The sequence below is a fragment of the Rhodovulum imhoffii genome, from assembly GCF_003046545.1.
GTDB classification, from domain to species: domain Bacteria; phylum Pseudomonadota; class Alphaproteobacteria; order Rhodobacterales; family Rhodobacteraceae; genus Rhodovulum; species Rhodovulum imhoffii.
In genome coordinates this window covers 96,918-120,916 of the sequence record NZ_QAAA01000006.1, presented here as the reverse complement: position 1 = coordinate 120,916, position 23,999 = coordinate 96,918, and the positions used below count along the sequence as shown (strand labels likewise).

Here is a 23,999-nt window from a genome sequence, read left to right as displayed (position 1 = left end):
GAAAAAGGAGTGACGATGGACTGGACGACGCTTCTTGCCGCCAGCCGACTGACCGTGGGGGATGTTTTCAACCGGGTGGAACGCCCCGCCTTCCTGACGGATCTTGACAGGGTGCTGTTTTCCCAGCCGTTCCGGAGGCTGGCAAACAAGACGCAGGTCCATCCGCTTTACGACAATGACCATCTGCATCACCGGATGATTCACAGTCTTGAAACCGCCAGCGTGGGCCGGTCGCTGGGGGTCGAAGCAGGGCTTTGGCTGGTCGATGCGGGGCTGCTGCCGGTCGGGGCGCCGAATGACCTGTCCTATATCCTTCAGGCGGCCTGTGCGGCCCATGACATTGGCAACCCGCCATTCGGGCATGCCGGTGAGGACGCGATATCGGAGTGGTTCCGCACCCGCCGGCCCTTTGGCGATGCCCTGCCGCCAGAGGTGCGCAAGGAATTCGAGCATTTCGAAGGGAACGCGCAGGGATTTCGTATCCTGACCCGGCTGGAGATGTATCGGCAGGCGGGCGGCATGCGCCTGACCCATGCGGTGCTGGGGGCGTTCACCAAGTATCCCTGCCTTGCCGAGGCAGGATGCCTTGGGTCGCAAGCCGCTTATATCGGGGAAAAGAAATACGGGGCGTTCCGGGCGGAAGCCGGGTATCTGGAAGAAATGGCGACGGTAACCGGTCTGCCCCGGCGTGGCGGGGGCTGGGCGCGCCACCCGCTGGCCTTCCTTGTCGAGGCGGCGGACGATCTCTGTTACACCATCCTCGATCTGGAGGATGCCTTCATTGCCGGCGACCTGCCCTTTGCCGAGGTCGAGGCCCTGTTGCGTGCCCTCATCCCCACGATGGAGCCTCCCCGCCAGCCTGACCAGACCGAGGGGGAGCACATCGCCCATTTGCGGGCATTGGCGGTCGGTAGCGCCATTCGTGCCAGTGCGCAGGCCTTCAGGGACCATCACGAAGCGATCCTGTCGGGGCGGTTTTCCCAATCGCTCAGCGATGTTTTTGCCCTGCGCATACCGTTTGCTCAAATTGCTCAGGTGGCGCGATCGCGGATCTTTCCTTCGGGCCGCAAGGCGGAACTGGAGGTCATCGGGCGTAACGTGATCTTCCGCCTGCTCGATGCCTGTTTCGAATTTCTGGATGCGGTGCGCGGCACGGGCTGGGATGCAGAGGCGGCGCTTGCACAGGCCCCGTACCTGCGCAAGCTGGTTCAGGTCGGCGGGTTTGATCTGCGTGGCGTCTGCGATGCCTATACCGCGCTGCACGCGTTGACGGATTTCATTTCCGGTATGACCGATCGCTACGCGCTCAAATGCGCGCGCCTGCTGGGGGCTTAGCCCTCCTGGAGGCGGTAGACGTCGATCTCGCCGTCCTCACGCGATTTCATCGCCATGGCGGCGGCATGGCTGGCTGCGGCGGTGGTGAAATACGGGATGCGGTCGTAAAGCGCGACCGAGCGGATCTCGCGGCTGTCTTCGACCGCCTGCGCCCCCTCGGTGGTATTCATCACCAGCGTGATCTGCCCGTCCTTCATCAAGTCCACGATGTTGGGACGGCCTTCGTAGACCTTGTTCACGACATCGCAGGAGATACCGCTTTCGGTCAGGAAGGCGGCAGTGCCGCGTGTGGCGACAAGATCGAAACCGAGACCGCGCAGAACCTGGGCGGTTTCCACGAGATGCGGTGTCTTGTCTGCATCCTTGATGGAGAAAAAGACCCGGCCTTTGCGGGGCAGGTCGCTGCCGGCGCCCATCTGGGCCTTGAGAAAGGCGCGCGGGAAGGTGCGGTCATAGCCCATGACCTCACCTGTGGAACGCATCTCGGGGCCGAGCAGCGTGTCGACGCCGGGGAACCGGGCAAAGGGCAGCACGGCCTCTTTTACGGCGAAGCCCTCGATCTGCGGATCGGCCAGGTCGAACTCTGACAGAGGGGCTCCGGCCATGACCCGTGCCGCGATCGAGGCGATGGGCGAATTCACCGCCTTGGCCACGAATGGGACGGTGCGGGAGGCCCGGGGGTTTACCTCAATCAGGTAAACCACGCCGTCCTTGATGGCGAACTGCACGTTCATCAGCCCGACGACCCCCAGTTCCAGCGCCAGCGCGCGGGTCTGACGTTTCAACTCCGCCACGATGTCGCCGGACAGCGAGTAGGGTGGAAGGGAACAGGCGGAATCGCCCGAGTGGACACCGGCCTCTTCGATATGTTGCATGATGCCGGCAACATGGACGTCGGTTCCGTCGCAGATGGCATCCACGTCCACCTCCGTCGCGCCGGAAAGATAGCTGTCCAGCAACACGGGACTCTTGCCCGAGACGACGACGGCTTCGCTGATGTAACGCTCCAGATGCGCGGTATCGCGCACGATTTCCATCGCCCGCCCGCCCAGCACATAGGAGGGGCGGATCACCAGCGGGTAGCCGATATCTTTGGCGGCGGCCAGCGCAGATTCGGCCGAGGCCGCGATGGCGTTTTTCGGCTGTTTCAGGCCCAGCCGGTTGACAAGGTCCTGGAACCGTTCCCGGTCTTCGGCCAGGTCGATCGCGTCAGGCGTGGTGCCGAGGATCGGGATCCCCTCGCCCTCCAGCGCGTTGGCCAGTTTCAGCGGGGTCTGGCCACCGAACTGCACGATGACCCCGTGCAGGGTGCCGTTCTGTTGTTCGACACGCAGGATTTCCATGACATGTTCGAAGGTCAGCGGCTCGAAGTACAACCGGTCGCTGGTGTCATAGTCGGTCGAGACGGTTTCCGGGTTGCAGTTGATCATGATCGTTTCATAGCCCGCATCCGTCAGGGCAAAGCAGGCGTGGCAGCAGCAGTAGTCGAACTCGATCCCCTGGCCGATGCGGTTGGGGCCACCCCCCAGGATGACGACTTTCCTGCGCGCGCTTGGGCGGGCTTCGCATTCGACATCGCCCATCGCCGGGCATTCGTAGGTGGAATACATGTAGGGCGTCTGGGCCTCGAACTCGGCGGCGCAGGTGTCGATGCGCTTGAATACCGCGGTAACGCCCAGATTCTGGCGCGCACGGCGGATGTTGGCTTCATCCCGGCCGGTCAGGGTGGCCAGGCGGGCATCGGTGAATCCCAGCATCTTGAGTCGGCGCAGGCCTTCCTCGTTCAGGGGCAGGCCGTCCTTGCGTATCCCGGCTTCGGTTTCCACGATTTCGCGGATACGGGCAAGAAACCACGGGTCGAATTTCGTGGCGGTCTGGATTTCGCCGTCGCTGAGCCCGTCTCGCATGGCCTGGGCGATGAGGCGCAGGCGGTCGGGCGTCTGTTTAGACAGCGCGGCGATAATGGCGGCTTTGTCGGGGGCGCCGTCGATCTCGATTTCGTCGAAACCGGTCAGGCCGGTTTCCAGAGACGCCAAGGCCTTTTGCAGCGATTCGTGGATGGTCCGGCCGATGGCCATGGCTTCGCCGACGGATTTCATTGCCGTGGTCAGTTCCGGTTTGGAGCCGGGGAACTTTTCGAAGGCGAAGCGCGGGATCTTGGTCACGATATAGTCGATGGTGGGTTCGAAACTGGCGGTGGTGACCCTGGTGATGTCATTGTCCAACTCATCCAGCGTGTAGCCGACGGCCAGTTTCGCGGCGATCTTGGCGATCGGGAATCCCGTGGCCTTGGAGGCCAGCGCCGAGGATCGCGACACCCGCGGGTTCATCTCGATCACGACCATGCGGCCGTCTTCTGGGTTGACGGCCCATTGCACGTTGGACCCGCCCGTTTCCACCCCGATCTCGCGCAGCACCGCGATGGAGCCGTTGCGCATGATCTGGTATTCCTTGTCGGTCAGGGTCAGAGCCGGGGCAACGGTGACCGAATCGCCCGTGTGCACGCCCATCGGGTCCACGTTTTCGATGGAGCAGACGATGATCGCGTTGTCCGCCTTGTCGCGGACGACCTCCATCTCGTATTCCTTCCAGCCCAGCAGGCTTTCGTCGATCAGGATCTGGCTGACGGGGGAGGCATCCAGCCCGCTCTTGCAGTAATGTTCGAAATCGTCACGGTTATAGGCGATGCCGCCGCCGGTCCCGCCAAGGGTGAAAGCCGGGCGGATGATGGCCGGCAGACCGACATGTTCCAGCGCGGCCATGCACTCATCCATGTTGTTGGCGATCGTGGCCCTGGGATTTTCCAGCCCGATGCGGTCCATCGCCTCCCGGAACAGCTTCCGGTCCTCCGCCATCTCGATGGCGGTGCGGTTGGCGCCGATCAGCTCCACCCCGAACTTTTCAAGCACGCCCATATCCGCCAGTTTCAGCGACGTGTTCAGCCCGGTCTGGCCGCCCATCGTCGGCAGCAGTGCGTCGGGCCGTTCTTTTTCGATGATGCGCGCGACGACTTCGGGCGTGATGGGTTCGATATAGGTCGCGTCGGCCAGGCCCGGATCGGTCATGATCGTCGCGGGATTCGAGTTGACCAGAATCACCCGGTACCCTTCCTCGCGCAGGGCTTTGCAGGCCTGGGCTCCGGAGTAGTCGAATTCGCAAGCCTGCCCGATGATGATGGGACCCGCGCCGATGATCATGATGGAGTTGATATCGGTTCTCTTCGGCATGACCTGTCCCCCGGATTGGCAAATTGTTGGGGGTTATAGAGCAGACACCTTGGCGCGCAAGGGCTTGCGTGGGGTTTTCTGGCCCGTGGGCTTTCGGGGATGTGACTGGGGGTGGCGCGACGGTGCGCCATCGTGCGTTTTCAGGAGGCAGGGCATGACGTTTCAGTATCGGGGAGCGGGGCCGTCGCGGCGGCAGCTTTGGGTGGAATTTTTGCGTTATACATAATTTCGCCTGTGGCGGCCGCAGTTCTGCTGCCGCCCGAGACGCTGTTTGCGGCATTGTTCCTTGCGGCGCCGGTGGGCATCGGGCTGCTGCACCTGACACCGGGGTTCCGGTGGGGCCGGCTTGCGCGGGGGGCCGGGCGAATCGGCTGGCGGGCCGTCGCGATCTTCGCGGCGCTGACGCTGGCGGTGGCGATGACGGTCATGGCGCTGACGGCACCGGGAAAAGCCTTTGCGCTGCCGTGGACGAATCCTGGGCTGCTGGCGGCAGTGCTCGTGCTTTCTCCGCCGCTTTCCGCCCTGCCGCAGAAGGTGCTGTACCGCCCGTTGTTCTTTCGCCGCTACGGGGTGTTGTTGCCGGGCTTGTGGTCCGCGATCGTGCTGAATGCGGGCCTCTTTCTTTTGCGTATCTGATATGTTGGAACTGGATCGTCGCCGCCATGACCTTCACGGGCGGCCTGGTGTTCGGCTGGGCTTATGAGGCGCGTCAGAATTTCCCGATGGGCGTGGTCAAGCACAGCGTCTCCGGTTGGATCGTCTTCGTTGTGGGCTTGGGGGTCTTTTCTATTCCGGCAACGTTACCCGGCCGTTTTGGCCTGCGTCCGGTTGTCCTTCCCGGAGGCGACATCAATTTGACATGTGTCAAGTTGGGTTGACAGGACATGTGCGATGTTCGCCGCGAAACACGGGGAGTCGATCCATGCGAATTTGCTTTGTCCATCCCAACTATCGCTCCGGCGGGGCCGAGATCGCCGGAACATGGCCCCCGGCCTGGGTCGCTTATCTGACCGGGGCGTTGCGGCAGGCGGGATATGATGACATCCACTTCATCGATGCGATGACGGACAATCTGTCCGAAGACGATTTGCGCGCGCAACTCAAGGCGCTGAACCCGCGGGTGGTGGCCACAACCTCGATCACGCCGTCGATCTACGCCGCAGAACGCGTGATGGAAGTCGCCTGGGAGGAAGTCCCCGATGCGGTGCGGGTCATGGGTGGCATTCATGCCACCTTCATGTTCAAGCAGGTTCTTTCCGAAGCCCCGTGGATCGACGCGATCGTCCGCGGCGAGGGCGAGGAAATCATTGTCGAACTGATGAACGCCATTCGGGACGGTGCCTGGCCGGAATGCCGCCGTGACATCAAGGGGCTTGCCTTTCTCGATGGCGAGGAGATCGTGGCGACCGCCGCGGCGCCCACGATCAAGGATCTCGACGGGATCAAGCCCGACTGGGACATCCTCGACTGGGACAAGTATATTTATGAACCGCTCAACTGCCGGGTGGCGATTCCGAACATGGCGCGGGGCTGCCCGTTCACCTGTTCGTTCTGTTCCCAGTGGAAGTTCTGGCGCGACTACCGCATTCGTGACCCGAAAGCCGTTGTCGACGAGATCGAGGAACTGGTTGAAAAGCACAATGTCGGCTTCTTTATCCTCGCGGACGAGGAGCCGACCATCAACCGCAAGAAATTCATCGCGTTCTGTCAGGAACTGATCGACCGGGGCCTGCCGGACAAGGTCAAATGGGGCATCAACACACGGGTGACCGACATCTTGCGGGATGAGGAACTGCTGCCTTTCTACCGCAAGGCCGGGCTGGTGCATATCAGCCTGGGGACCGAGGCTGCGGCCCAGATGAAACTGGACCAGTTCAACAAGGAAACCAAGGTCGAGGACAACAAGCGTGCCATCCAGTTGCTGCGTGAGGCCGACATCCTGACCGAGGCGCAGTTCATCGTCGGGCTCGACAACGAGACAGAAGAGACGCTTGAGGAAACCTTCAAGCTCTGCTGGGACTGGCAGCCGGACCTTGCCAACTGGGCCATGTACACGCCCTGGCCCTTCACGCCGCTGTTCCAGGAGCTTCACAACAAGGTCGAGGTTTTCGATTACAGCCGTTACAACTTCGTGAACCCGATCATGAAACCCGAAGCGATGGACCGCGCCCAGCTTCTGGACCGCGTGATGCACAACTACCGGCGGTTCTACATGCGCAAGGCGCTGTTTCATTATCCCTGGCGCGGGACGGGATTCCGCCGCCGTTACCTGCTGGGATGCCTGAAGGCGTTCCTCAAGGCCGGGGTCGGGCGGACCTTCTACGATCTTGGCAAGAACAATTACTGGGGGCCGCAATCGAAGGGCAAGGTCAAGTTCGACTTCGACATGTCCCGCAAGCCCGCCAAGGCCCAGGTGGAAGACTGGGAAGCCGCTGCCGATCGTGCCGCGCGCGCCAAGGCCAAGCGCAAGTCGCAGGACGACAGCTTCAAGATGCCGGATAATGCCGCCGATGTCCGCGTGTGCGGCGGGGGTGATCAGCAGATGGAAGACGCCTGATGTTCGATACGCCTTCCGGCCCCTCGGGCCGGATCGGCCCCAATGCCGTTCTCCAGCTTCTCCCTGTACTGGAGGCGGCCGGGGGGGCGGGCCTGCGCGATGAGATGCTCGCCGCTTCCGGGCTGGGGGGCGCGCCCTCCGATTCCGGCCTGATGGATGAGGCCCCGGCCGGGACGATGCACCGTGCGTTGCGCCGCCGTCTTCCCGATACGGCGCCAGGCCTTTTGCGCGAAGCCGGGTGCAGGACGGGGGCGTATATTCTTGCCCACCGTATTCCGCCGCTGGCGCAGAAGGTGCTGAAGGCACTGCCCGCCGCGCTGTCAGGGCCGATGCTGGCCAAGGCCATCGCCAGACACAGTTGGACCTTCGCAGGTTCCGGTACATTTCGCGTGGTTTCCACCCGCCCGATGGTATTCGAACTGACTGACAATCCTCTGATCCGGGGCGAAAGCGCGCCCGCGCCGCTTTGTATCTGGCATGAGGCCGTATTCGATACCCTGTTCCGGACGCTGGTGGACAAGCGCCTGAGCACCCGCGAAACCGCCTGTGCCGCCAGCGGGGCGACTGTCTGCCGGTTCGAAATCGTCCGCCATTAAGGCGGTACATCCTGTAATACGCGCCGAAACGCGCCCTCTCCCTTGACTTCGGGGGCCATCGGGGGTGTATCGGCGCGAACTTGTCATTTGCGCCAGAGGGGACCCCCGATGCACGCCTTCCGCAGCCATACCTGCGCCGAGTTGAACAAAACCCACGTAGGGCAGACCGTCCGCCTTTCGGGCTGGGTGCACCGCGTCCGCGACCATGGCGGTGTGTTGTTCATCGACTTGCGCGACCATTACGGGCTGACGCAGGTGCTGGCCGATTCCGACAGCCCTGTTTTTGCCGGGGTGGAAAAGCTGCGCTCCGAGTGGTGTGTGCGCATCGATGGTGTGGTGAAGGCGCGTGACGAAAGCCTGGTCAACCCCAAACTGCCCACCGGAGAGATCGAGGTCTATATCCGGGATATCGAGGTGCTGGGCGCGGCGCAGGAACTGCCGCTGATGGTGTTTGGCGATCAGGACTACCCCGAGGAAACCCGGTTGCGCTATCGTTATCTCGACCTGCGGCGGGAAGAGATGCAGCGCAATATCACGCTGCGCTCCGATGTGGTGGCCAGCCTGCGCCGCCGCATGTGGGATGCGCGTTTCCGCGAATACCAGACGCCGATCATCACGGCGTCCTCACCCGAGGGCGCGCGCGACTTTCTGGTACCCTCGCGCCTGCATCCGGGCAAGTTCTACGCGCTGCCGCAGGCGCCGCAGCAGTTCAAGCAGCTGATCATGGTGTCGGGGTTTGACAAGTATTTTCAAATCGCACCGTGCTTCCGGGACGAAGACCCGCGTGCCGATCGCTCACCCACCGATTTCTACCAGTTGGATATGGAGATGTCCTTCGTCACCCAGCAGGATGTGTTCGACACCATCCAACCGGTGATGCAGGGTGTGTTCGAGGAGTTCGGCGGCGGCCGTAAAGTCGATGCCGAGTGGCCGCAGATCAGCTTTGCCGATGCGATGCGTTGGTACGGCACCGACAAGCCCGACCTGCGCAATCCCATCAGGATGCAGGATGTGTCGGAGCATTTCCGCGGGTCGGGGTTTGCCATCTTTGCCAGGCTGCTGGAGCAGGACGGCACCGAGATCCGCGCCATTCCCGCGCCCACGGGCGGTTCCCGCAAGTTCTGCGACCGCATGAACAGCTTCGCCCAGAAAGAGGGGCTGCCGGGGATGGGCTACATCTTCTGGCGCGAAAAGGACGGCGGGATGGAAGCCGCGGGCCCGCTGGCCAAGAACATCGGCCCCGAACGGACCGAGGCCATCCGGCAACAACTGGATCTGGGCGTGGGCGATGCGGCGTTCTTTTTGGGGGGCAAGCCTCAGGCGTTCGAGACCGTCGCGGGCAAGGCACGCAACGTCATCGGCGAAGAGTTGGGCCTGACCGAGAAAGACCGCTTTGCCTTTTGCTGGATTGTCGATTTTCCGATGTATGAGAAAGATGCCGAGACCGGGAAAATCGATTTCAGCCATAACCCCTTCTCGATGCCCCAGGGTGGGATGGCGGCGCTGGAGGGCGACCCGCTGGAGGTGTTGGGCTATCAGTATGATCTTGCCTGTAACGGGTATGAGCTTGTCTCCGGCGCGATCCGCAACCACCAGCCGGATATCATGTTCAAGGCATTCGCGCTGGCCGGGTATTCCGAGGATCAGGTGCGCGCCCGCTTTGGTGGCATGGTGAACGCGTTCCGGTACGGCGCGCCGCCGCACGGGGGCTGTGCCGCCGGAATCGACCGTATGGTCATGCTGCTGGCCGATGAGGCGAACATCCGCGAGGTCATCATGTTCCCGATGAATCAACGGGCCGAAGACCTGATGATGGGCGCTCCGAGCGTGCCGACCAATGACCAGCTGCGGGAGTTGTCTTTGCGCGTGATCCCGCAGGAATGAAGGCGCACTCGGGCGGTGCGCCCCTTGAACCGCTGTGCAGGCGGTCCCATAACCGGGAAAACCACTATAAGGAGAGCCCGATGATCGGTCGACTTAACCATGTTGCCATTGCCGTTCCTGACCTTCAGGCTGCTGCCGCCCAATATGCCGACACGCTGGGCGCGAAGGTCGGCGCCCCGCAGGATGAGCCGGACCACGGCGTGACCGTTGTGTTCATCGAATTGCCGAACACCAAGATCGAGCTTCTCTATCCCTTGGGAGAAAACAGCCCCATTGCCGGGTTTCTTGAAAAGAATCCGTCCGGCGGCATCCACCATCTTTGCTATGAGGTTGAAGATATCCTTGCCGCCCGGGACCGCCTGAAGGCGCAGGGCGCACGGGTTCTTGGTTCGGGAAATCCGAAGATAGGTGCCCATGGCAAGCCCGTGCTGTTCTTGCACCCGAAAGATTTCAACGGCACATTGATCGAGCTGGAACAGGTTTGAGGGACGGAGGCTACGCCCCCTTCTCAAGACGGTGAAACAGGTGTGTGAACACCGCCGCCCCCAGGATCGGGATGAAAAGATTTATCAGCGGCAAGGACAGCGGAACGGCCATCAAAAGCCCGGCCATGAATATCGTGACCCAGTGGCGCTTGCGCAAGGCCTGTGCCGGGGCGCGACCGATCCGCCGCATGGCCGCCATCTGAAAATACTCTCGCCCCAGCAGGTACCCGTTTACGGCCCAGAACAAAAGTGGAGCGAAAGGACCGGCAGGCAAATACAGAACCAGGGCGGCGATGTTCACGCCGACCACGATTCCGAAAAATCCCACGGCGTCGCGAATCTGTGACAGGACCGCGATGCGGGGCGGGGCGGGCAGGTCGGGGTGGTGGCGCGCCTCGACCGCCTCCGCCACGTCATCGAGGAACAGGCCCGTGAAGGCCGAGGCCACCGGCACCATCAGGAAGGCCGACATCACCAGCATCAGGGCCAGCGAGGCCCCGGACAGGATGTTGTCCACCCATGTCACCTCACCCAGCCATGGCAGGGAAATGCTTTCGGGTACGAACACTCCAATGGCAAGGAAGGTTAGCCCGTAGACGGCGGCCAGCAGCAATATCGTCAGCCCCAGCCCCATCCATAACACGCGGCGGAAGCGCGGGTCGGAAAACTGCGCGATCGATTTCAGGAAGGCAGAGAAGATCATTCGTAAATCCAGGTGGTAATGTCGTCGATATCCGGGCGCGGGCGCTCGGGCGGGGTGCGGGTTTCGCTCCCGATGTGAATGAAGCCGGCCAGTTGCTCCTGCGGGGAGAGGCCCAGGTCGTCAAGAAAGGGGCGATCCTGTGCGGGCCAGCCGCTGAGCCAGTTCGCCCCCCAGCCCGCCGCCAATGCCGCGTTGAGCAATTGCAGGCACGCCGCCCCGGCGGAGAACAGCTGATCCAGTTCCGGTACCTTGTCTGAGATCTTTGGCGAAAACACCACCGCCACCGCCAGGCCGCTGCCGGAAAAGGCCGCGGCGGCCTTTTCGGTCAGGGCTGTCTCCAGCCCCAGGGCTTCGCCCCGCTTCTGGACCTGCGCGCCCAGCCGGAGCAGCGCCGCGCGCTCCAGGACCAGAAAACGCCACGGAACCAGCTTCCCGTGATCGGGCGTGCGCGCCGCGGCGGTCAGGATCGGGCGCAGATCGTCACGGGTGGGATAGGGCGCGGCCAGCGTTTTGGCCGGGCGCGACCTGCGGTTCAGAAGAAAAGAGAGGGCTTCGGGATACTTGGGCATGTGACCTCCTGTGCACATGATGTCGAACATTCGCGGGCGTGGTTCAAGGGGCAGCCTTGACGGCGGGAGCGCACAAGGGCACCCCGGTTGCATGGATATCCCCGATCTTTCCCATCTTGCCTTACCCGGCGCGCGGATCAGCCTGCGCGTCACGCCAAAGGCGTCGCGCAACCGTATCGCCGGGGAAGGAGGACATTTGCGCGCTTACGTCACCGCCGTCCCCGAGGGGGGGAAAGCCAATGCGGCGGTGGCGAAGATGCTGGCCAAGGCGCTGGGCGTGCCGAAATCGCGGCTGGAGCTTGTTCAGGGGCAGACGGCGCGGGACAAGACCTTCCGTATTCAGGGCTGATCGCGCAGCCGGTAAACGCCTTCGGGCAGGTCCAGCGCCGCGGCCAGTTCCCGTACCTGCGCGACCGACAGCGTGATCTTGGCCACCTTGTCGGAACGGGGGTCCAGTTGTTCGACAGTGATGCAATCCTCGAACGCGGTCAGGATCACGTCTTCCTGCAAGGGGGCAGGGCCTTCGTCGACAAGGGTGACGACTGTTGCGTCGAAATCGTGCTCGATTGTGAACATGGGTCAAGGCTAGCCCGGTTGGGCGGTTTTGTGAAGCATTCCGGTATTTGATACGCATCAAGGCGCCAGTGGGGGCCGGTCGTCTAGACCTTTTGGAAAGCTGCCCAACCCCAGGAGGACACCATGTCCAACCGATATGACGATCATGGCGAGCTCGTCCAAAAGATGGCCGATACGCTTGGGATCGACCTGACGGAGGAAATGATGGCCGGTCGCTGGACGCCGGAGGATATGCAGGGCACGGTTTCGCGCTGCCTTGGCTGTACCGACCCCGAGCAATGCCGCCACTGGATGGAAGATCACGCCAAGGGGGCCACCCATACGCCGGGCTACTGCCGGAACAAGGACCTGCTCGAGAAGATGCGTGAGCGTCTCGTCGAAGAGTGAGCGATGGAGCATACGGGCAAATTTACCAGGCACTACTGGCTGACGCTGGGAATGGCCCGGACCATTGGCGTCAACCTGCCGGAGGCGATGCGTGTCGGCGATTTGCTGCGTGACGACTTTGCGCTGATGGTGGCGGAGTGCTGTCAGTGCAAGCTCTCGAGCCAGTGCGTCGCCTGGATGGCGTCGCAAGGCGCAGGCGCGGAGGATTTGCCGGCGTGGTGTATTCTCAGGCCCCGGCTTGCCCCTTTGCGCGAACCGGCCTGAGTGTCAGGGCTTCATCCGGTAGCCGCGCGCGAACCAGTACCAGCACAGACCCAGCACGGCGGTCGTGGCCCCCGCGCAGACCGCAAGCCCCAGCCAGGGCGAACTGTCCGAACGCCCGATGATTCCGTAGCGCACCCCGTCGATCAGGTAAAAGACCGGGTTGAAATGGGTGATCGTCTGCATCGCGGGGGGCAGGCGTTCGATCGAGTAGAACGTACCGGAGAGAAAACTCAGCGGTGTGACGATGAAGTTGGTGATGGCGGCCATCTGGTCGAACTTGTTGGCGAAAATTGCCGCAACGATGCCCAGCCCGGCCAGGAATGCCGCGCCCAGAACGACGAATATCAGCGCCCAAAGCGGATGCGCGACCCCCATCCCCAGAACCGAAACCATCAGGAACCCAACCGCGAGTGCAACGATCACCCCCCGTGCCACGCCCCCCGCAGTATAGCCCAGCACCAGTTCGGCGCCCGAAAGCGGCGGCATGAGGGTATCGACGATATTTCCCTGGACCTTGGAAATCACGATCGAGGACGAGGTGTTGGCAAAGGCGTTCTGGATCACGGTCATCATCAGGATGCCGGGGGCGAGAAACTCGACGAAGGGAACGCCCATGACCTCCCCCCGCGACGGGCCGATCGCCAGCGAAAAAACCCCCAGAAAGAGGGCCGCCGTCACCAGCGGTGCGGCCAGTGTCTGGGTCCAGACGGCAAGGAACCGTTGCATTTCGCGCCCCGCGAGGGTGTAAAGCCCCAGCCAGTTCACCCGGCCGAAGCGCCGCACGCCCATTTTCGTTGTTTCGCTCATCCCGGCCCTCAATCTTTTCCGATGCGCTTGTAACCCGGTCGCGGGAACGATTAAATAGGGCCTCAAGCGAATTTGCCAGATGGGCCTGCCGCAGGCGACATCTGATCGGCCGGAACGCAAGGAAACACCCATGTCCTGGACTGAAGAACGTGTTGAGACGTTGAAGCGCATGTGGGCGGAAGGACAATCCGCCAGCCAGATCGCCAAGGAACTGGGTGGCGTGACGCGCAATGCCGTGATCGGAAAGGTGCACCGGTTGGGGCTTTCGAACCGCGCGGGCAGCAACGGTAAGCCCGCCGCTGCGACCAGGGAAAAAACCGCCCCCAAGCCCGAACCGGCAGCAGAAAAACCCCCCGTTCGGGAGAAACCCGCCCCCAGGCCCGAACCCGTGGCCGAGACCCCTGTCCACAGCACGCCGCGCCGCCAGATTATTCCGGCCGGCCGCCCTTTGCCGCCCCAGCCCTCGGCGAACGAGATCAGCCCGGAGGCACTTGCCTCGGTTCGTGAGGTAGAGAAAACCGCGAAGAAGCTGACCCTGATGGAATTGACCGAGCGCACCTGCAAATGGCCCATCGGTGATCCGGCCACTGAAGATTTCTGGTTTTGCGGCCTGCCGGTTCAACCCGGCAAACCCTATTGTGAGGCCCATGTCGGCGTCGCCTTCCAGCCAATGAGTTCCCGCCGCGACCGCAAACGTTGAACGGGCGGTTCAGTTCCCGCCGAACAGGTTTCGAAGGCCGCGCACGGCCTCTTCCTCGACCTTGCGTCTTAGGGCGTCTTCAAGGCTTTCGCCTTCCTTCCGGCCCAGTTCCTCGGCGGCGCGCTGCTCGGCTTTCTCTCGTGCCTTGTCGGTTTCGGCGCGGGCGCGCTCTTCCAGGTCCTTGCGCTTTTGCTCGAGTTCCAGTTCCTCGCGGGCCAGCGCCTCCAGGTCGAGGTTGAACTTCGGGTCCTCCCACGGACCGGTGATCATCAGGGGCACCCTCAGACCTTTGCCGTCGCTGCCCGGCAGGGCGGTGGGGCGCAGGCGATAATCCAGCCGCTGGCGGCCCAGATCCACAGCCCCGTGCCCCTCGGCGGCCATCAGCGGGGCGGAAAAGGTCAGGTCGTCATTGTGCAGCACGCCATTGCGGATGGTGAAACTGGCAGAGATCGCGTCGAAGATCGTCTTGGACCCCTCCCCCATGTAAGACAGGTCAAGGTTGCGCAGCATTCCCGCAAGGTCCAGTCCACGCAGTTCCCCCTTGCCGAAGGAGACCGCCCCCTCTCCTGAAAGGCTGCCCATGACCGCCGCCATGCTGCGCCCGGCCCCAAGCAGATTCAGCCGCAAGTCGGCCGCCCCCAGCAGCCGGTCATAGCCGGCAAGGTCGCGCAGCAACGCCTGCATGCCCACGCGAGCGATCGTCAGGTCCGCCCCGACGGATCCGTCGCCGCGCCCGTTCAGCACCAGGGTTCCTGAGACCGCGCCGTCATAGGCCGCGACACGGTTCAGGGTTATCGCCAGCCTTCTGTCCACCAGTTGCGCACGCAGATCGGTCGCGCCCAGATGCAGCCCGCCGGCTGACAGGCTGTCGGTGGTCAGGGTCACGTCCGCGTCCAACGCCCCCAGTGTGCCAAGGTCGAATGGGGTTTCAGGCCAGCCTGCGCCTGAGGTCTTGCGCCCGCCAGCCCCGGACCCGCCGCCCGCCGTTTTGTCGGAAAGCGTCGTGAAATCAAGGGAACTGGCGGCCAGCGCCGCGGTCACGCGCGGTTTTGCAGCGAGGTCCAGATCGGCCTGCCCGGTCACGGTGTTTCCCGCGGCCTGGACCGTTGCGTTGCGCAGCGACAACTTGGAGCCTGCAAAACTGATTTGGCCTTCGGCGGCCATGCGCCGGTCCATGCCCTTGGGCAGATCCGGCGCCGGTTGCCCAAGCGCCGAAAAAAGCGCGGCAATATCCCTGGCTTCGGCCTCGACCCGGCCCGAAGCGGAAGGTGCAAGGCCGGCCTGCCCGTCGAACCGTCCCCGTGCCCCGGCCAGCGATATTTCGGCCGTCAGCCCGGCGGTTTCGCCCGCGAGGAACGGCCCGAAGGCGGCGACCCGCGCGGTGGCCTCCAGATCTTGCCCGTTCAGCCGCGCGGAGAGTGCCAGATCCGCCGGGCCGTGATACTCGGGGAGGCGCGCGGTCAGGTTCAGCCCCTCTATCTGCTGGCGGGTGCCGGTGGCGTGGTCGATATAAGTGAGGCTGGCGTCGGCGATGGTTGCCTTTTCCAGGGCGAAAGGGCGCGGGGTATCCGGTGCCGCGGAATCTCCGCCGTTGCCCGCGCCGGTGCTTTCGGTTTTGGCCAGCGCCCAGTTGACCCGTCCGTCGACGGCCTTTTCCAGCAGGATGCGCGGGCGGCGCAGGGCGATCTCATCCACGCGGATATCGCCCCCCAGAAGTGCCATCAGGTCCAGCCCGACAGACATGCCGTCGGCGGCCAGAATCGGCGTCTGATCTGCCCACCCGGCGTTGGAGATGGAGATGGGCCCTGTTGCCACCCCGATCTGTGGCCACAGCGAGGGCGACAGCCGACCCGAGAGCGTGACCTCACGCCCCGTGGCTTCGCGCAGCTTGTCCGAGGCCAGCCCGGCGACCTTGTCGGCAGGTAACAGGAACAAGGTTCCGACAAGCAGACCGATCAGCAAGATCAAGGACAACACGATCCGAAGCAGCCAGCGCATCATCGCCTCCGGTGGGAATGAACGTTGCCCGGACTTTATGCGCCGTGCGGCGGTGTCTCAAGGGATGTGTGATTGCGCCTTCTCATGACACGCCTTCCGGTTTATCCACCCCGCCATGAGCCAGAACCCGCCCGACCTGCGCCCCGATATCGCGCCCCGCCCCCGGATCGATGCCGCGCCCCGGCCCGGCCAGCCGACCATTGGCATGGTCAGCCTCGGCTGTCCCAAGGCGCTGGTGGACAGCGAACGCATCCTGACACGCCTGCGCGCCGAGGGCTACGCGATCAGTCCCGATTATGCCGGGGCGGATGCGGTGATCGTGAACACCTGCGGGTTTCTCGACAGTGCCAAGGCCGAGAGCCTCGAAGCCATCGGTGAGGCGCTGTCGGAAAACGGGCGGGTTATCGTTACCGGGTGCCTCGGGGCGGAGCCGGAGTTTGTCACCGGGGCGCACCCGTCGGTTCTGGCCGTGACGGGGCCGCACCAGTATGAGCAGGTTCTAGATGCCGTGCATGCCGCCGTGCCGCCGGACCCGGACCCGTTCGTTGATCTGCTGCCCGGAAGTGGCGTACGCCTGACCCCGCGCCACTACAGTTACCTGAAGATTTCCGAGGGGTGTAATCACAAGTGCCGCTTTTGCATCATTCCCGACATGCGCGGGCGGCTGGTTTCCCGCCCCGCCCATGCGGTGATCCGGGAGGCCGCGAAGCTGGTCGAGGCCGGGGTGCGGGAGTTGCTGGTCATCAGCCAGGACACCAGTGCCTACGGGCTGGATCTGCGCCACGTCAGTGACAAAGGGCACCGGGCGCATATCACCGACCTTGCGCGGGATCTGGGCCGGCTGGGGGTCTGGGTGCGGCTGCATTACGTGTACCCGTACCCCCATGTGCGCGATCTGATCCCCCTGATGGCGGAGGGGCTGATCCTGCCTTATCTGGATATCCCCTTTCAACATGCCCATCCGGAAACGCTCCGGCGTATGGCCCGCCCGGCCGCGGCGGCGAAGACGCTGGAGGAAATCGCCGCGTGGCGGCGCGATTGCCCGGAGATCGCCCTGCGTTCCACCTTTATCGTCGGCTATCCCGGTGAGACGGAGGCGGAGTTCCAGACCCTTCTGGATTGGCTGGAGGAGGCGCAACTGGACCGTGTCGGCTGTTTTCAGTACGAAAATGTCGCCGGGGCGCAATCGAACGATTTGCCCGGCCATGTGCCCTCTGAGGTCAAGCAGGAGCGCTGGGACCGGTTCATGGAAAAGGCGCAGGCGATTTCCGAGGCCAAGCTGACGGCCAGGGTGGGGCAGCGTCTGGAGGTGCTGGTGGACGATGTGGACGAAGACGGTATCGCCACCTGCCGGACCAAGGCCGATGCTCCGGAGATCGACGGTTGTCTGTTCATCGACGAGGGTACCGGGGGTTTGGCGCCCGGCGATCTCGTCACTGTCGAAGTGGACGAGGCCGGGGAGTACGATCTGTGGGGACGACGGATTTAGGCATGCGCAGACCCCAAATGGAGTATCCGTGGCCCCCCGCGCGGTTACGTGCCCGTGCGCGGTGGGGTGTGTTGCGAGGGGGTGTGTGTTGCGAGGGGGTGTGGCGGATCGGGCCTCTGGCTTTCGTGAAGGACGGGTTTTGCGGGGCGTCCGGATACGCGCCAGCCTGCCGCGCGCGGCGGGGCCCCCTTCGGTCCTTGGGGTGGCCCCGGCCCATGCGCCTGTGGTGCGGGCAGGGTTTTTGCCATGGCAAATCACGTTCGCATGCGTGCGAAGCGGACCTGCATAAGCTATTGTACCGGAAAAGCCGGAGGCTCCATGATCCACGTTACCACGACCTGCGCCGATCTTGAGACGGCCCGCGCCCTGGCCCGCGCCGCGCTGGAGGCCCGGCTGGCGGCCTGTGCGAATATCCTGCCCGGCGTCGTCAGCCTGTTTCACTGGCAGGGCCGGGTCGAGGAAGACGCCGAGGTACAGATCACTTTCAAGACCACCGAGGTCTGTCGCCCCGGTCTTGTGGATCTGATCGGGGATCGCCACCCCTATGATCTGCCGGTCATCGCATGGGAGACGGCAGAGACGACATCCGACTGTACGGGCTGGCTGTCGCAGGAAACCGCGCCATGACAGACTGACGCACCCGCGGCGGATGCCACCCCCGGATCCGTTTCATTCCCGAAAGCAAATCAAACCGGGGATGAGAATGTCCGTTCTTCGCAAGATCGCCACGCCGCTGACCATCGGCACTTCCATCGTTGTCGGGATCACCGGCGTTTTGATGTTCCTTCACGCCGAGCCCCCCCTTGCCGAGCTTGTCCATGAGTGGATCGGGCTGGCCTTTGTGGGGATGATCGTTCTGCATCTGATCGTCAACAATCGCCCTTTGCGCGGACACCTGAAGCACTGGCCGGGACGCATCGCGATCGGTTTGGGGGCGGTGGTGCTGGCGGCCAGTTTTTTGCCGGTGGTGGAAAAGAACAAAGGGCCGCGCCCGGATTTTGCCTTGCTGGAGCGGGTCGAGGCCGCACCGCTGGGGACCGTCGCCGCGTTGCTGAACGAAAACCCGGAGGATCTGGCGGATCGGCTGCGCGCTGCCGGGTACGGACAGGCGGATGCCGAGGCAACCATCACCGCGCTGTCCGGTCCGGAAAGAGGCCGCAAGATGCACCTGATTGCCGCGATCCTTGACACACAGGATGGATGATCTGGAAAAGGCCCTGTTCGGGGTCTTTTCCCGTTCGGGGCTGTGCCATCTGGACAAATCCGCGGGTCCGCGCTAGAGCCCTAGTATGACTTGGGAACTCCATACCGCCCCGATGCGACGCCGACGCCGCGCCTGAACGCACCGCGTGCGTTTTCCCTGTCATTTTCCCACCGTTGACTTGACCCTGCGCCTGAGGCACCCCTAGGGCCTCCCACAAAGGATATTTCCATGATCCCCACCGTTTTGCCGACCTATAGCCGGGCACCGCTCAGCTTTGTCCAAGGCGAAGGAAGCTGGCTGATGACGGGGGACGGCACCCGATACCTCGATCTTGGCGCGGGGATTGCCGTCAACGCGCTGGGCCATGCCCACCCGGCGCTGGTCGAGGCACTGACCGATCAGGCCGGGCGGTTGTGGCACGTGTCGAACCTTTACGAGATCCCGCAGCAGCAGGCGCTTGCCGACGCGCTGGTGGAAAAGACCTTTGCCGATACGGTGTTCTTTACCAACTCCGGCACCGAGGCGTGCGAACTGGCGGTAAAGATGGCCCGCAAGTACTGGCACGACAAAGGCCAGCCCGGGCGGGTCAACATCGTGACATTTTCCGGGGCGTTCCATGGCCGCTCGTCCGCCGGGATTGCCGCCGCCGGATCCGGGAAGATGATCGACGGTTTCGCGCCGCTTCTGCCCGGTTTCATTCACCTGCCTTTTGCCACCCATGGCAGCGTTCTGTCGAATGCCGTCGACGAAACCGTGGCCGCCATCATGGTGGAGCCGATCCAGGGCGAGGGCGGAATCCGCCCGCTGCCCGATGCCTGCCTGAAAGGGTTGCGCCAGCTCTGCGATGAAACCGGCGCGCTGTTGATTTATGACGAGGTCCAGTGCGGCATGGGGCGCACCGGGCGCCTTTTCGCCCATGAATGGGCCGGCGCCATGCCCGACATCATGATGGTTGCCAAGGGAATCGGAGGGGGATTCCCGCTGGGCGCGGTATTGGCCACGGAGGATGCCGCCAGCGGTATGGTCGTGGGCAGCCACGGCTCCACTTACGGGGGCAATCCGCTGGCCTGCGCGGTGGGCAAGCGCGTGATGGAGATCGTGGCCGAAGAAGGTTTCCTGGATGAGGTGACCCGCAAGGCCGCGCTGATGCGGCAAAGGCTGGAAGGGCTGGTTGCCGCCCACCCGGACGTGTTCGAGGAGGTGCGTGGCCTTGGCCTGATGCTTGGCCTGAAATGTCGGGTGGCGAATACCGGGGTGGTTCAGGCGGGGTATGCGCAGAAACTGCTGATCGTTCCGGCGGCCGATAATGTCGTGCGGCTGCTGCCCGCCCTGACCATCTCCGACGATGAAATCGCCGAGGCCGTTGCCCGGCTGGATGCCGCCGCTGCGGCGCTGACCAAGGAGTCCGACGCGTGACCCATTTCCTGGACATTCACACCACCCCCCCGGCCGATCTGCGCGCGATCATCGACCAGGCCCGTACAATGAAGGAGGCCCGCGCGGGCCGTCCCCGTGGCACGCCCGATGACACGCTTCCGCTGGCGGGGCGCATGGTGGCGCTGATCTTCGAAAAGCCCTCTACCCGTACGCGGGTGTCCTTTGACGTGGGGGTGCGCCAGATGGGCGGCCAGACGATGGTGCTCTCGGGGGCCGATATGCAGTTGGGCCACGGGGAAACCATCGCCGATACGGCACGGGTACTTTCGCGGTATGTGGATCTGATCATGATCCGCACCTTCGAGGAGGCGACGCTTCAGGAAATGGCCGAGTTCGCCAGCGTGCCGGTCATCAACGGACTGACGAACCGTACCCACCCCTGTCAGATCATGGCCGACATTCTGACCTATGAGGAACATCGCGGTCCGATCGCGGGCAAAAAGGTCGTCTGGGCGGGGGATGGGAACAATGTGTGTGCCTCTTTCATCCATGCCGCCGGGCAGTTCGGGTTCGACCTGACCTTCACCGGCCCCGCCACGCTGGACCCGGAGCAGGACTTCATCGAGGGCGCGCGTGCCGGGGGGGCGGATGTGCGGATTGAGCGGGACGCGCACAAGGCGGCCGAAGGTGCGGACCTGATCGTGACCGACACCTGGGTTTCGATGCACGATCCGCAATCGGCCCGTGAACGTCGCCACAACCAGTTGCGCCCCTACCAGGTGAATGATGCGATGATGGCCCGGGCCAAGCCCGATGCGTTGTTCATGCACTGCCTCCCTGCCCATCGGGACGAGGAAGTGACCAGCAGGGTCATGGACGGTCCGAACTCCGTCATTTTCGATGAGGCTGAAAACCGCCTGCACGCGCAAAAGGCAGTGATGCGCTACTGTCTCGGCGTGTGAGGATCGCTCCGAGCTCAGTGGGTGTGGTCCATCAGCGTGTCCACCCGGGCGCGTCCCAGCCGGACCCGGCGGGTCGAGAAGGCGAATTCCCGTGCCCCGCTGCGCCCCACATTCTGCCGGCATAATCGCACTGGGCGGTGCGGCAGGCCCCCCATACCGCGTGCCGGCCTCCAGCGCCGGGTCTGCTGCGGCGCGGCCGGTCATCCCGTCCAGTTCTCGTGCCGCGTTCATGGAAAAGCCGCGCGTGGTTTTCTGCGCTGTGTCCACGACCCTCTTCGCATCGGCGGCACAGTCGTCGATTTCAATCTGGCTGTTGCCATTTTGTAAGCATCCTGTCGTCGGGCCCGCGATGGCAGGCAAGGCGGACAGCAGGCCTGCGGCAGGCTTGATGTGTTTCATCCGCGCCGTCGCCCCCTGGGTCTAACGGCGGGGTTTGGCCCGGAGCGTCGGGGTGGCCTGTGTCGGATCTTCGGGCCAGGGGTGCCGGGGATATTGGCCCCGCATGTCCTTGCGGACGTCGGCGTAGGAATTGGCCCAGAATCCGGGCAGATCCATCGTCACCTGCACTGGCCGCCCCGCAGGCGACAACAGCGTGACGCGCAGTGGAACGCCGGCCACGGTGGGGTGGGTGGTCTGGCCGAACATCTCCTGCAGGCGCAGGGCGATTTCAGGGGTCGCCCCGCTGTAATCAATGGGCACCTTGCGCCCCAGCGGGCTGAGAAACCAGGCTGGCGCGGCACTGTCCAGGGTTTGCGTCTGCGGCCAGTCCAGCATGGCGCGCAGGGCGGGCAGCAGGTCGAACCGCTTCCAGTCGGCGGCGGTGCGTATACCGGTCAGGTGGGGCAACAGCCAGGCCTCAAGACTCTCCATCAACGCGGGGTCGGTCATTTCAGGCAGGTCGGCGCCGTTCCGGCGCACCAGGTTCACCCGGGCACGGAAGCGGCGGGCGGCCTCGTTCCATGGCAGGCCAAGGTCACGCACGCCGTCCAGCATGGCGTGGGCAATGGCCTCCGGAGGGGCGTCCTTCCAGATGCGATCCTCCAGCACCAGGGCGCCAAGATGTTCCTGCCGCCGGGCAAGTACCCTGCGCTCCCTCCGGGACCAGTGGCAAAGGTCGTGCCACCCGATCAGGTTGGCATGCACCGCGCGCAGTTCACTTTCCGCCAGGGGGGCGGCAAGGCGGATCCTTGCCTCCCGCGCGTCGCCATCGAGGTCCAGCGCCACCAGAAGGCGCTGCCCGGCCAGCGGGTCGCCTTCCTCCAGAATCGCGCCCTTGCCGCCCGAAAGCACGTAGCGCGGGGCCTCACCGGGGCGGCGCAGGGCGATCCGGTCGGGATAGGCGAGCGCGGCCGCCTCCGCCGCGGAAACCGGCGGAGCGTCAGAGGCGGCGCGGGCAAGGCGCCCGGCCTCGGCACGGATGCGGGCCAGTCCGGGACGGGCGGCGGGGGGCGCGCCCTGCGGGTCTTGCAGGGCACGCAGACGCGGGGTCAGGTCGCTGCCGGTCCCGCGCAGGGGGTCGCGGTCGGACAGAAGCGCGGCGAGGGGCGCGGCCTGTTTCCCGGCCCGTATCAGCATATGTCCAAGGCGCGGATGCACCGGCAGCGCGGCCAGGTCCCGCCCATGTGCGGTAATGCGCCCCTGTTCATCCAGCGCCCCAAGCTGGCCCAGCAAGGCGCGCGCTTCGGCGAACGGGCCGGGGTTGGGCGGGGTCAGGAAGGCCAGGTCCTGAGGCTCCGCACCCCAAAGCGCGAGTTCCAGCGCCAGCGCGCTCAGGTCGGCGGCTTCGATCTCGGCCGGGGGGTAGGAGGCCAGCGCCCCCTCCGCCCCCCGTGTCCAGAGCCGATAACACACCCCCGGCGCGACCCGTCCCGCGCGGCCCCGGCGCTGTTCGGCTTCGGCGCGGGTGACGCGCTCCGTCACCAGCCGTGACATGCCGGAATTCGGGTCGAATCGCGCCCGCCGCGCCCGTCCCGCGTCCACCACCACGCGGATATCCTGAATCGTCAGGGAGGTTTCCGCGATCGAGGTTGCCAGAACCACCTTGCGTCTGCCCGTGGCGGGGACGATGGCCGCGCGCTGTGCGGCGAAGGGCAGCGCGCCGTAAAGGGGGCGGACGTCACAACCCGGCAGCCGGCCCTCCAGCACGGCGGCGGTGCGGCGGATCTCTCCCTCTCCGGGCAGGAAGACCAGAACCCCGCCGTCGGTTTCGCGAACGGCGCGCGTTACGAGATCCGCCGTGGCTTCGGGCAAGCGCGCGGTCCTGGGCAGGGGGGCGTCCAGCCAGTGTGTCTCTACCGCAAAGCTGCGTCCATGCGCGGTGACGACCGGTGCATCGTTCAGCAGCGCGGCGACCGGTGCGGCATCCAGCGTGGCGGACATGACCAGCAGGATCAGATCCTCCCGCAGGGCGGTGCGCGCTTCCCATGTCAGGGCAAGACCGAGATCCGCGTTCAGGGAGCGTTCGTGAAATTCGTCGAAAATCACCGCGCCTATGCCCTCAAGCGAGGGGTCGGATTGCAGCATCCGGGTCAGGATTCCCTCGGTGACGACCTCGATGCGGGTGCGGGCGGTGGTCTTGGCCTCACCCCGGATGCGGTAGCCGACGGTCTGGCCGACGGGTTCGTCGAGGGTTTCGGCCATGCGTTCGGCGGCGGCACGGGCGGCAAGGCGACGGGGTTCGAGCATCACGATCCGGCCCTTGGCGATGTCGCGCAGGGCCAGCGGCACGCGGGTTGTCTTGCCCGCGCCGGGGGGGGCTTGCAGAACTGCGCACCCGGCGCGGCGCAGGGCGGCAAGAAGATCGGGCAGAGCGGCGTCGATCGGCAGGGTCATGGGATGCGTTATGGGGGATTTGGCCGTCCGGGGCCAGAGGGCTGGAC

23 protein-coding genes are annotated in these 23,999 nt (G+C 64.5%); 16 read left to right on the top strand and 7 right to left on the bottom strand.

Annotated elements, in window-relative coordinates:
* Nucleotides 1-15 precede the first annotated feature (15 nt).
* Complete coding sequence (dgt, locus tag C8N32_RS06920) at nt 16-1,335, top strand: dGTP triphosphohydrolase (RefSeq protein WP_107891784.1); 1,320 nt, start codon at nt 16-18, stop codon at nt 1,333-1,335.
* On the opposite strand, the gene carB is transcribed toward dgt, so the two are convergent.
* Nucleotides 1,332-4,562, bottom strand: coding sequence for a carbamoyl-phosphate synthase large subunit (gene carB, locus C8N32_RS06915; RefSeq protein WP_107891782.1), 3,231 nt, complete (start codon nt 4,560-4,562; stop codon nt 1,332-1,334). The two genes, dgt and carB, sit on opposite strands and share 4 nt — an antisense overlap.
* Before the next feature lie 234 nt (nt 4,563-4,796).
* On the opposite strand from carB, the gene C8N32_RS06910 reads away from it, so the two are divergent.
* From C8N32_RS06910 to mce, 6 genes are all read left to right on the top strand, one after another.
* On the top strand, nt 4,797-5,198 hold the full coding sequence (locus C8N32_RS06910; RefSeq protein ID WP_107891781.1) for a hypothetical protein: 402 nt from the start codon (nt 4,797-4,799) through the stop codon (nt 5,196-5,198).
* 26 nt (nt 5,199-5,224) lie between these two features.
* Entirely contained in the window at nt 5,225-5,440 is a 216-nt protein-coding gene (locus tag C8N32_RS06905) for a hypothetical protein (RefSeq protein ID WP_107891778.1), read from the top strand.
* Nucleotides 5,441-5,484: 44 nt separating this feature from the next.
* A complete protein-coding gene (gene bchE, locus C8N32_RS06900; protein ID WP_107891776.1) occupies nt 5,485-7,119 on the top strand; it encodes a magnesium-protoporphyrin IX monomethyl ester anaerobic oxidative cyclase in 1,635 nt (544 codons plus the stop codon).
* The gene (bchJ, locus tag C8N32_RS06895; RefSeq protein ID WP_107891774.1) at nt 7,119-7,715 is read left to right on the top strand and encodes a bacteriochlorophyll 4-vinyl reductase; all 597 of its coding nucleotides are present in this window, start codon (nt 7,119-7,121) and stop codon (nt 7,713-7,715) included. Before bchE ends, bchJ begins: the two co-directional genes overlap by 1 nt.
* Before the next feature lie 108 nt (nt 7,716-7,823).
* A complete protein-coding gene (gene aspS, locus C8N32_RS06890; protein WP_107891772.1) occupies nt 7,824-9,599 on the top strand; it encodes an aspartate--tRNA ligase in 1,776 nt (591 codons plus the stop codon).
* An 80-nt stretch (nt 9,600-9,679) separates the two neighbouring features.
* The gene (mce, locus tag C8N32_RS06885; protein ID WP_107891770.1) at nt 9,680-10,084 is read left to right on the top strand and encodes a methylmalonyl-CoA epimerase; all 405 of its coding nucleotides are present in this window, start codon (nt 9,680-9,682) and stop codon (nt 10,082-10,084) included.
* Nucleotides 10,085-10,094: 10 nt separating this feature from the next.
* Here the strand turns inward: mce and C8N32_RS06880 are convergent, their stop codons facing one another.
* Both C8N32_RS06880 and C8N32_RS06875 read right to left on the bottom strand, forming a co-directional pair.
* Nucleotides 10,095-10,787, bottom strand: a complete 693-nt coding sequence (locus C8N32_RS06880) for an EI24 domain-containing protein (RefSeq protein ID WP_107891768.1) — start codon at nt 10,785-10,787, stop codon at nt 10,095-10,097.
* Nucleotides 10,784-11,356 (bottom strand): nitroreductase family protein, encoded by a 573-nt coding sequence (locus C8N32_RS06875; RefSeq protein WP_107891872.1) that lies wholly within the window; start codon nt 11,354-11,356, stop codon nt 10,784-10,786. Before C8N32_RS06875 ends, C8N32_RS06880 begins: the two co-directional genes overlap by 4 nt.
* Nucleotides 11,357-11,447: 91 nt before the next feature.
* Here C8N32_RS06875 and C8N32_RS06870 point away from each other — a divergent pair, with 91 nt between their 5' ends.
* The gene (locus tag C8N32_RS06870; protein ID WP_107891766.1) at nt 11,448-11,705 is read left to right on the top strand and encodes a DUF167 domain-containing protein; all 258 of its coding nucleotides are present in this window, start codon (nt 11,448-11,450) and stop codon (nt 11,703-11,705) included.
* Here the strand turns inward: C8N32_RS06870 and C8N32_RS06865 are convergent.
* Nucleotides 11,696-11,932 carry a hypothetical protein gene (locus C8N32_RS06865; RefSeq protein WP_107891764.1) on the bottom strand — a complete coding sequence of 79 codons (237 nt, stop codon included), beginning with the start codon at nt 11,930-11,932 and terminating at the stop codon, nt 11,696-11,698. The genes C8N32_RS06870 and C8N32_RS06865 overlap by 10 nt on opposite strands.
* 123 nt (nt 11,933-12,055) lie before the next feature.
* On the opposite strand from C8N32_RS06865, the gene C8N32_RS06860 reads away from it, so the two are divergent.
* Nucleotides 12,056-12,319 (top strand): DUF6455 family protein, encoded by a 264-nt coding sequence (locus C8N32_RS06860; protein ID WP_107891762.1) that lies wholly within the window; start codon nt 12,056-12,058, stop codon nt 12,317-12,319.
* Nucleotides 12,320-12,322: 3 nt separating this feature from the next.
* Nucleotides 12,323-12,583, top strand: a complete 261-nt coding sequence (locus tag C8N32_RS06855) for a DUF6455 family protein (protein WP_107891760.1) — start codon at nt 12,323-12,325, stop codon at nt 12,581-12,583.
* A 3-nt stretch (nt 12,584-12,586) separates the two neighbouring features.
* Here the strand turns inward: C8N32_RS06855 and C8N32_RS06850 are convergent, their stop codons facing one another.
* A complete protein-coding gene (locus C8N32_RS06850; protein ID WP_242509522.1) occupies nt 12,587-13,390 on the bottom strand; it encodes an ABC transporter permease in 804 nt (267 codons plus the stop codon).
* A gap of 130 nt (nt 13,391-13,520) precedes the next feature.
* On the opposite strand from C8N32_RS06850, the gene C8N32_RS06845 reads away from it, so the two are divergent.
* Nucleotides 13,521-14,090: a GcrA family cell cycle regulator gene (locus C8N32_RS06845; protein ID WP_107891868.1), complete on the top strand. Its 570-nt coding sequence runs from the start codon at nt 13,521-13,523 to the stop codon at nt 14,088-14,090.
* 9 nt (nt 14,091-14,099) lie between these two features.
* Here the strand turns inward: C8N32_RS06845 and C8N32_RS06840 are convergent, their stop codons facing one another.
* On the bottom strand, nt 14,100-16,088 hold the full coding sequence (locus C8N32_RS06840) for an AsmA family protein (RefSeq protein WP_170106752.1): 1,989 nt from the start codon (nt 16,086-16,088) through the stop codon (nt 14,100-14,102).
* Nucleotides 16,089-16,203: 115 nt separating this feature from the next.
* On the opposite strand from C8N32_RS06840, the gene rimO reads away from it, so the two are divergent.
* The 5 genes from rimO to argF all read left to right on the top strand — a co-directional run bounded on the left by rimO (nt 16,204) and on the right by argF (nt 21,120).
* Nucleotides 16,204-17,577, top strand: a complete 1,374-nt coding sequence (rimO, locus tag C8N32_RS06835) for a 30S ribosomal protein S12 methylthiotransferase RimO (RefSeq protein WP_107891756.1) — start codon at nt 16,204-16,206, stop codon at nt 17,575-17,577.
* Between the two features lie 318 nt (nt 17,578-17,895).
* Nucleotides 17,896-18,204 (top strand): divalent cation tolerance protein CutA, encoded by a 309-nt coding sequence (gene cutA, locus C8N32_RS06830; RefSeq protein ID WP_107891754.1) that lies wholly within the window; start codon nt 17,896-17,898, stop codon nt 18,202-18,204.
* Between the two features lie 76 nt (nt 18,205-18,280).
* A complete protein-coding gene (locus C8N32_RS06825) occupies nt 18,281-18,781 on the top strand; it encodes a DUF4405 domain-containing protein (RefSeq protein ID WP_170106751.1) in 501 nt (166 codons plus the stop codon).
* Between the two features lie 228 nt (nt 18,782-19,009).
* Nucleotides 19,010-20,197 carry an aspartate aminotransferase family protein gene (locus C8N32_RS06820; RefSeq protein WP_107891750.1) on the top strand — a complete coding sequence of 396 codons (1,188 nt, stop codon included), beginning with the start codon at nt 19,010-19,012 and terminating at the stop codon, nt 20,195-20,197.
* On the top strand, nt 20,194-21,120 hold the full coding sequence (gene argF / locus C8N32_RS06815) for an ornithine carbamoyltransferase (RefSeq protein WP_107891748.1): 927 nt from the start codon (nt 20,194-20,196) through the stop codon (nt 21,118-21,120). The genes C8N32_RS06820 and argF overlap by 4 nt, the downstream gene beginning before the upstream one ends.
* Before the next feature lie 420 nt (nt 21,121-21,540).
* Here argF and hrpB read toward each other — a convergent pair whose 3' ends face one another.
* On the bottom strand, nt 21,541-23,952 hold the full coding sequence (gene hrpB, locus C8N32_RS06805; RefSeq protein WP_107891744.1) for an ATP-dependent helicase HrpB: 2,412 nt from the start codon (nt 23,950-23,952) through the stop codon (nt 21,541-21,543).
* Nucleotides 23,953-23,999: the final 47 nt, after the last annotated feature.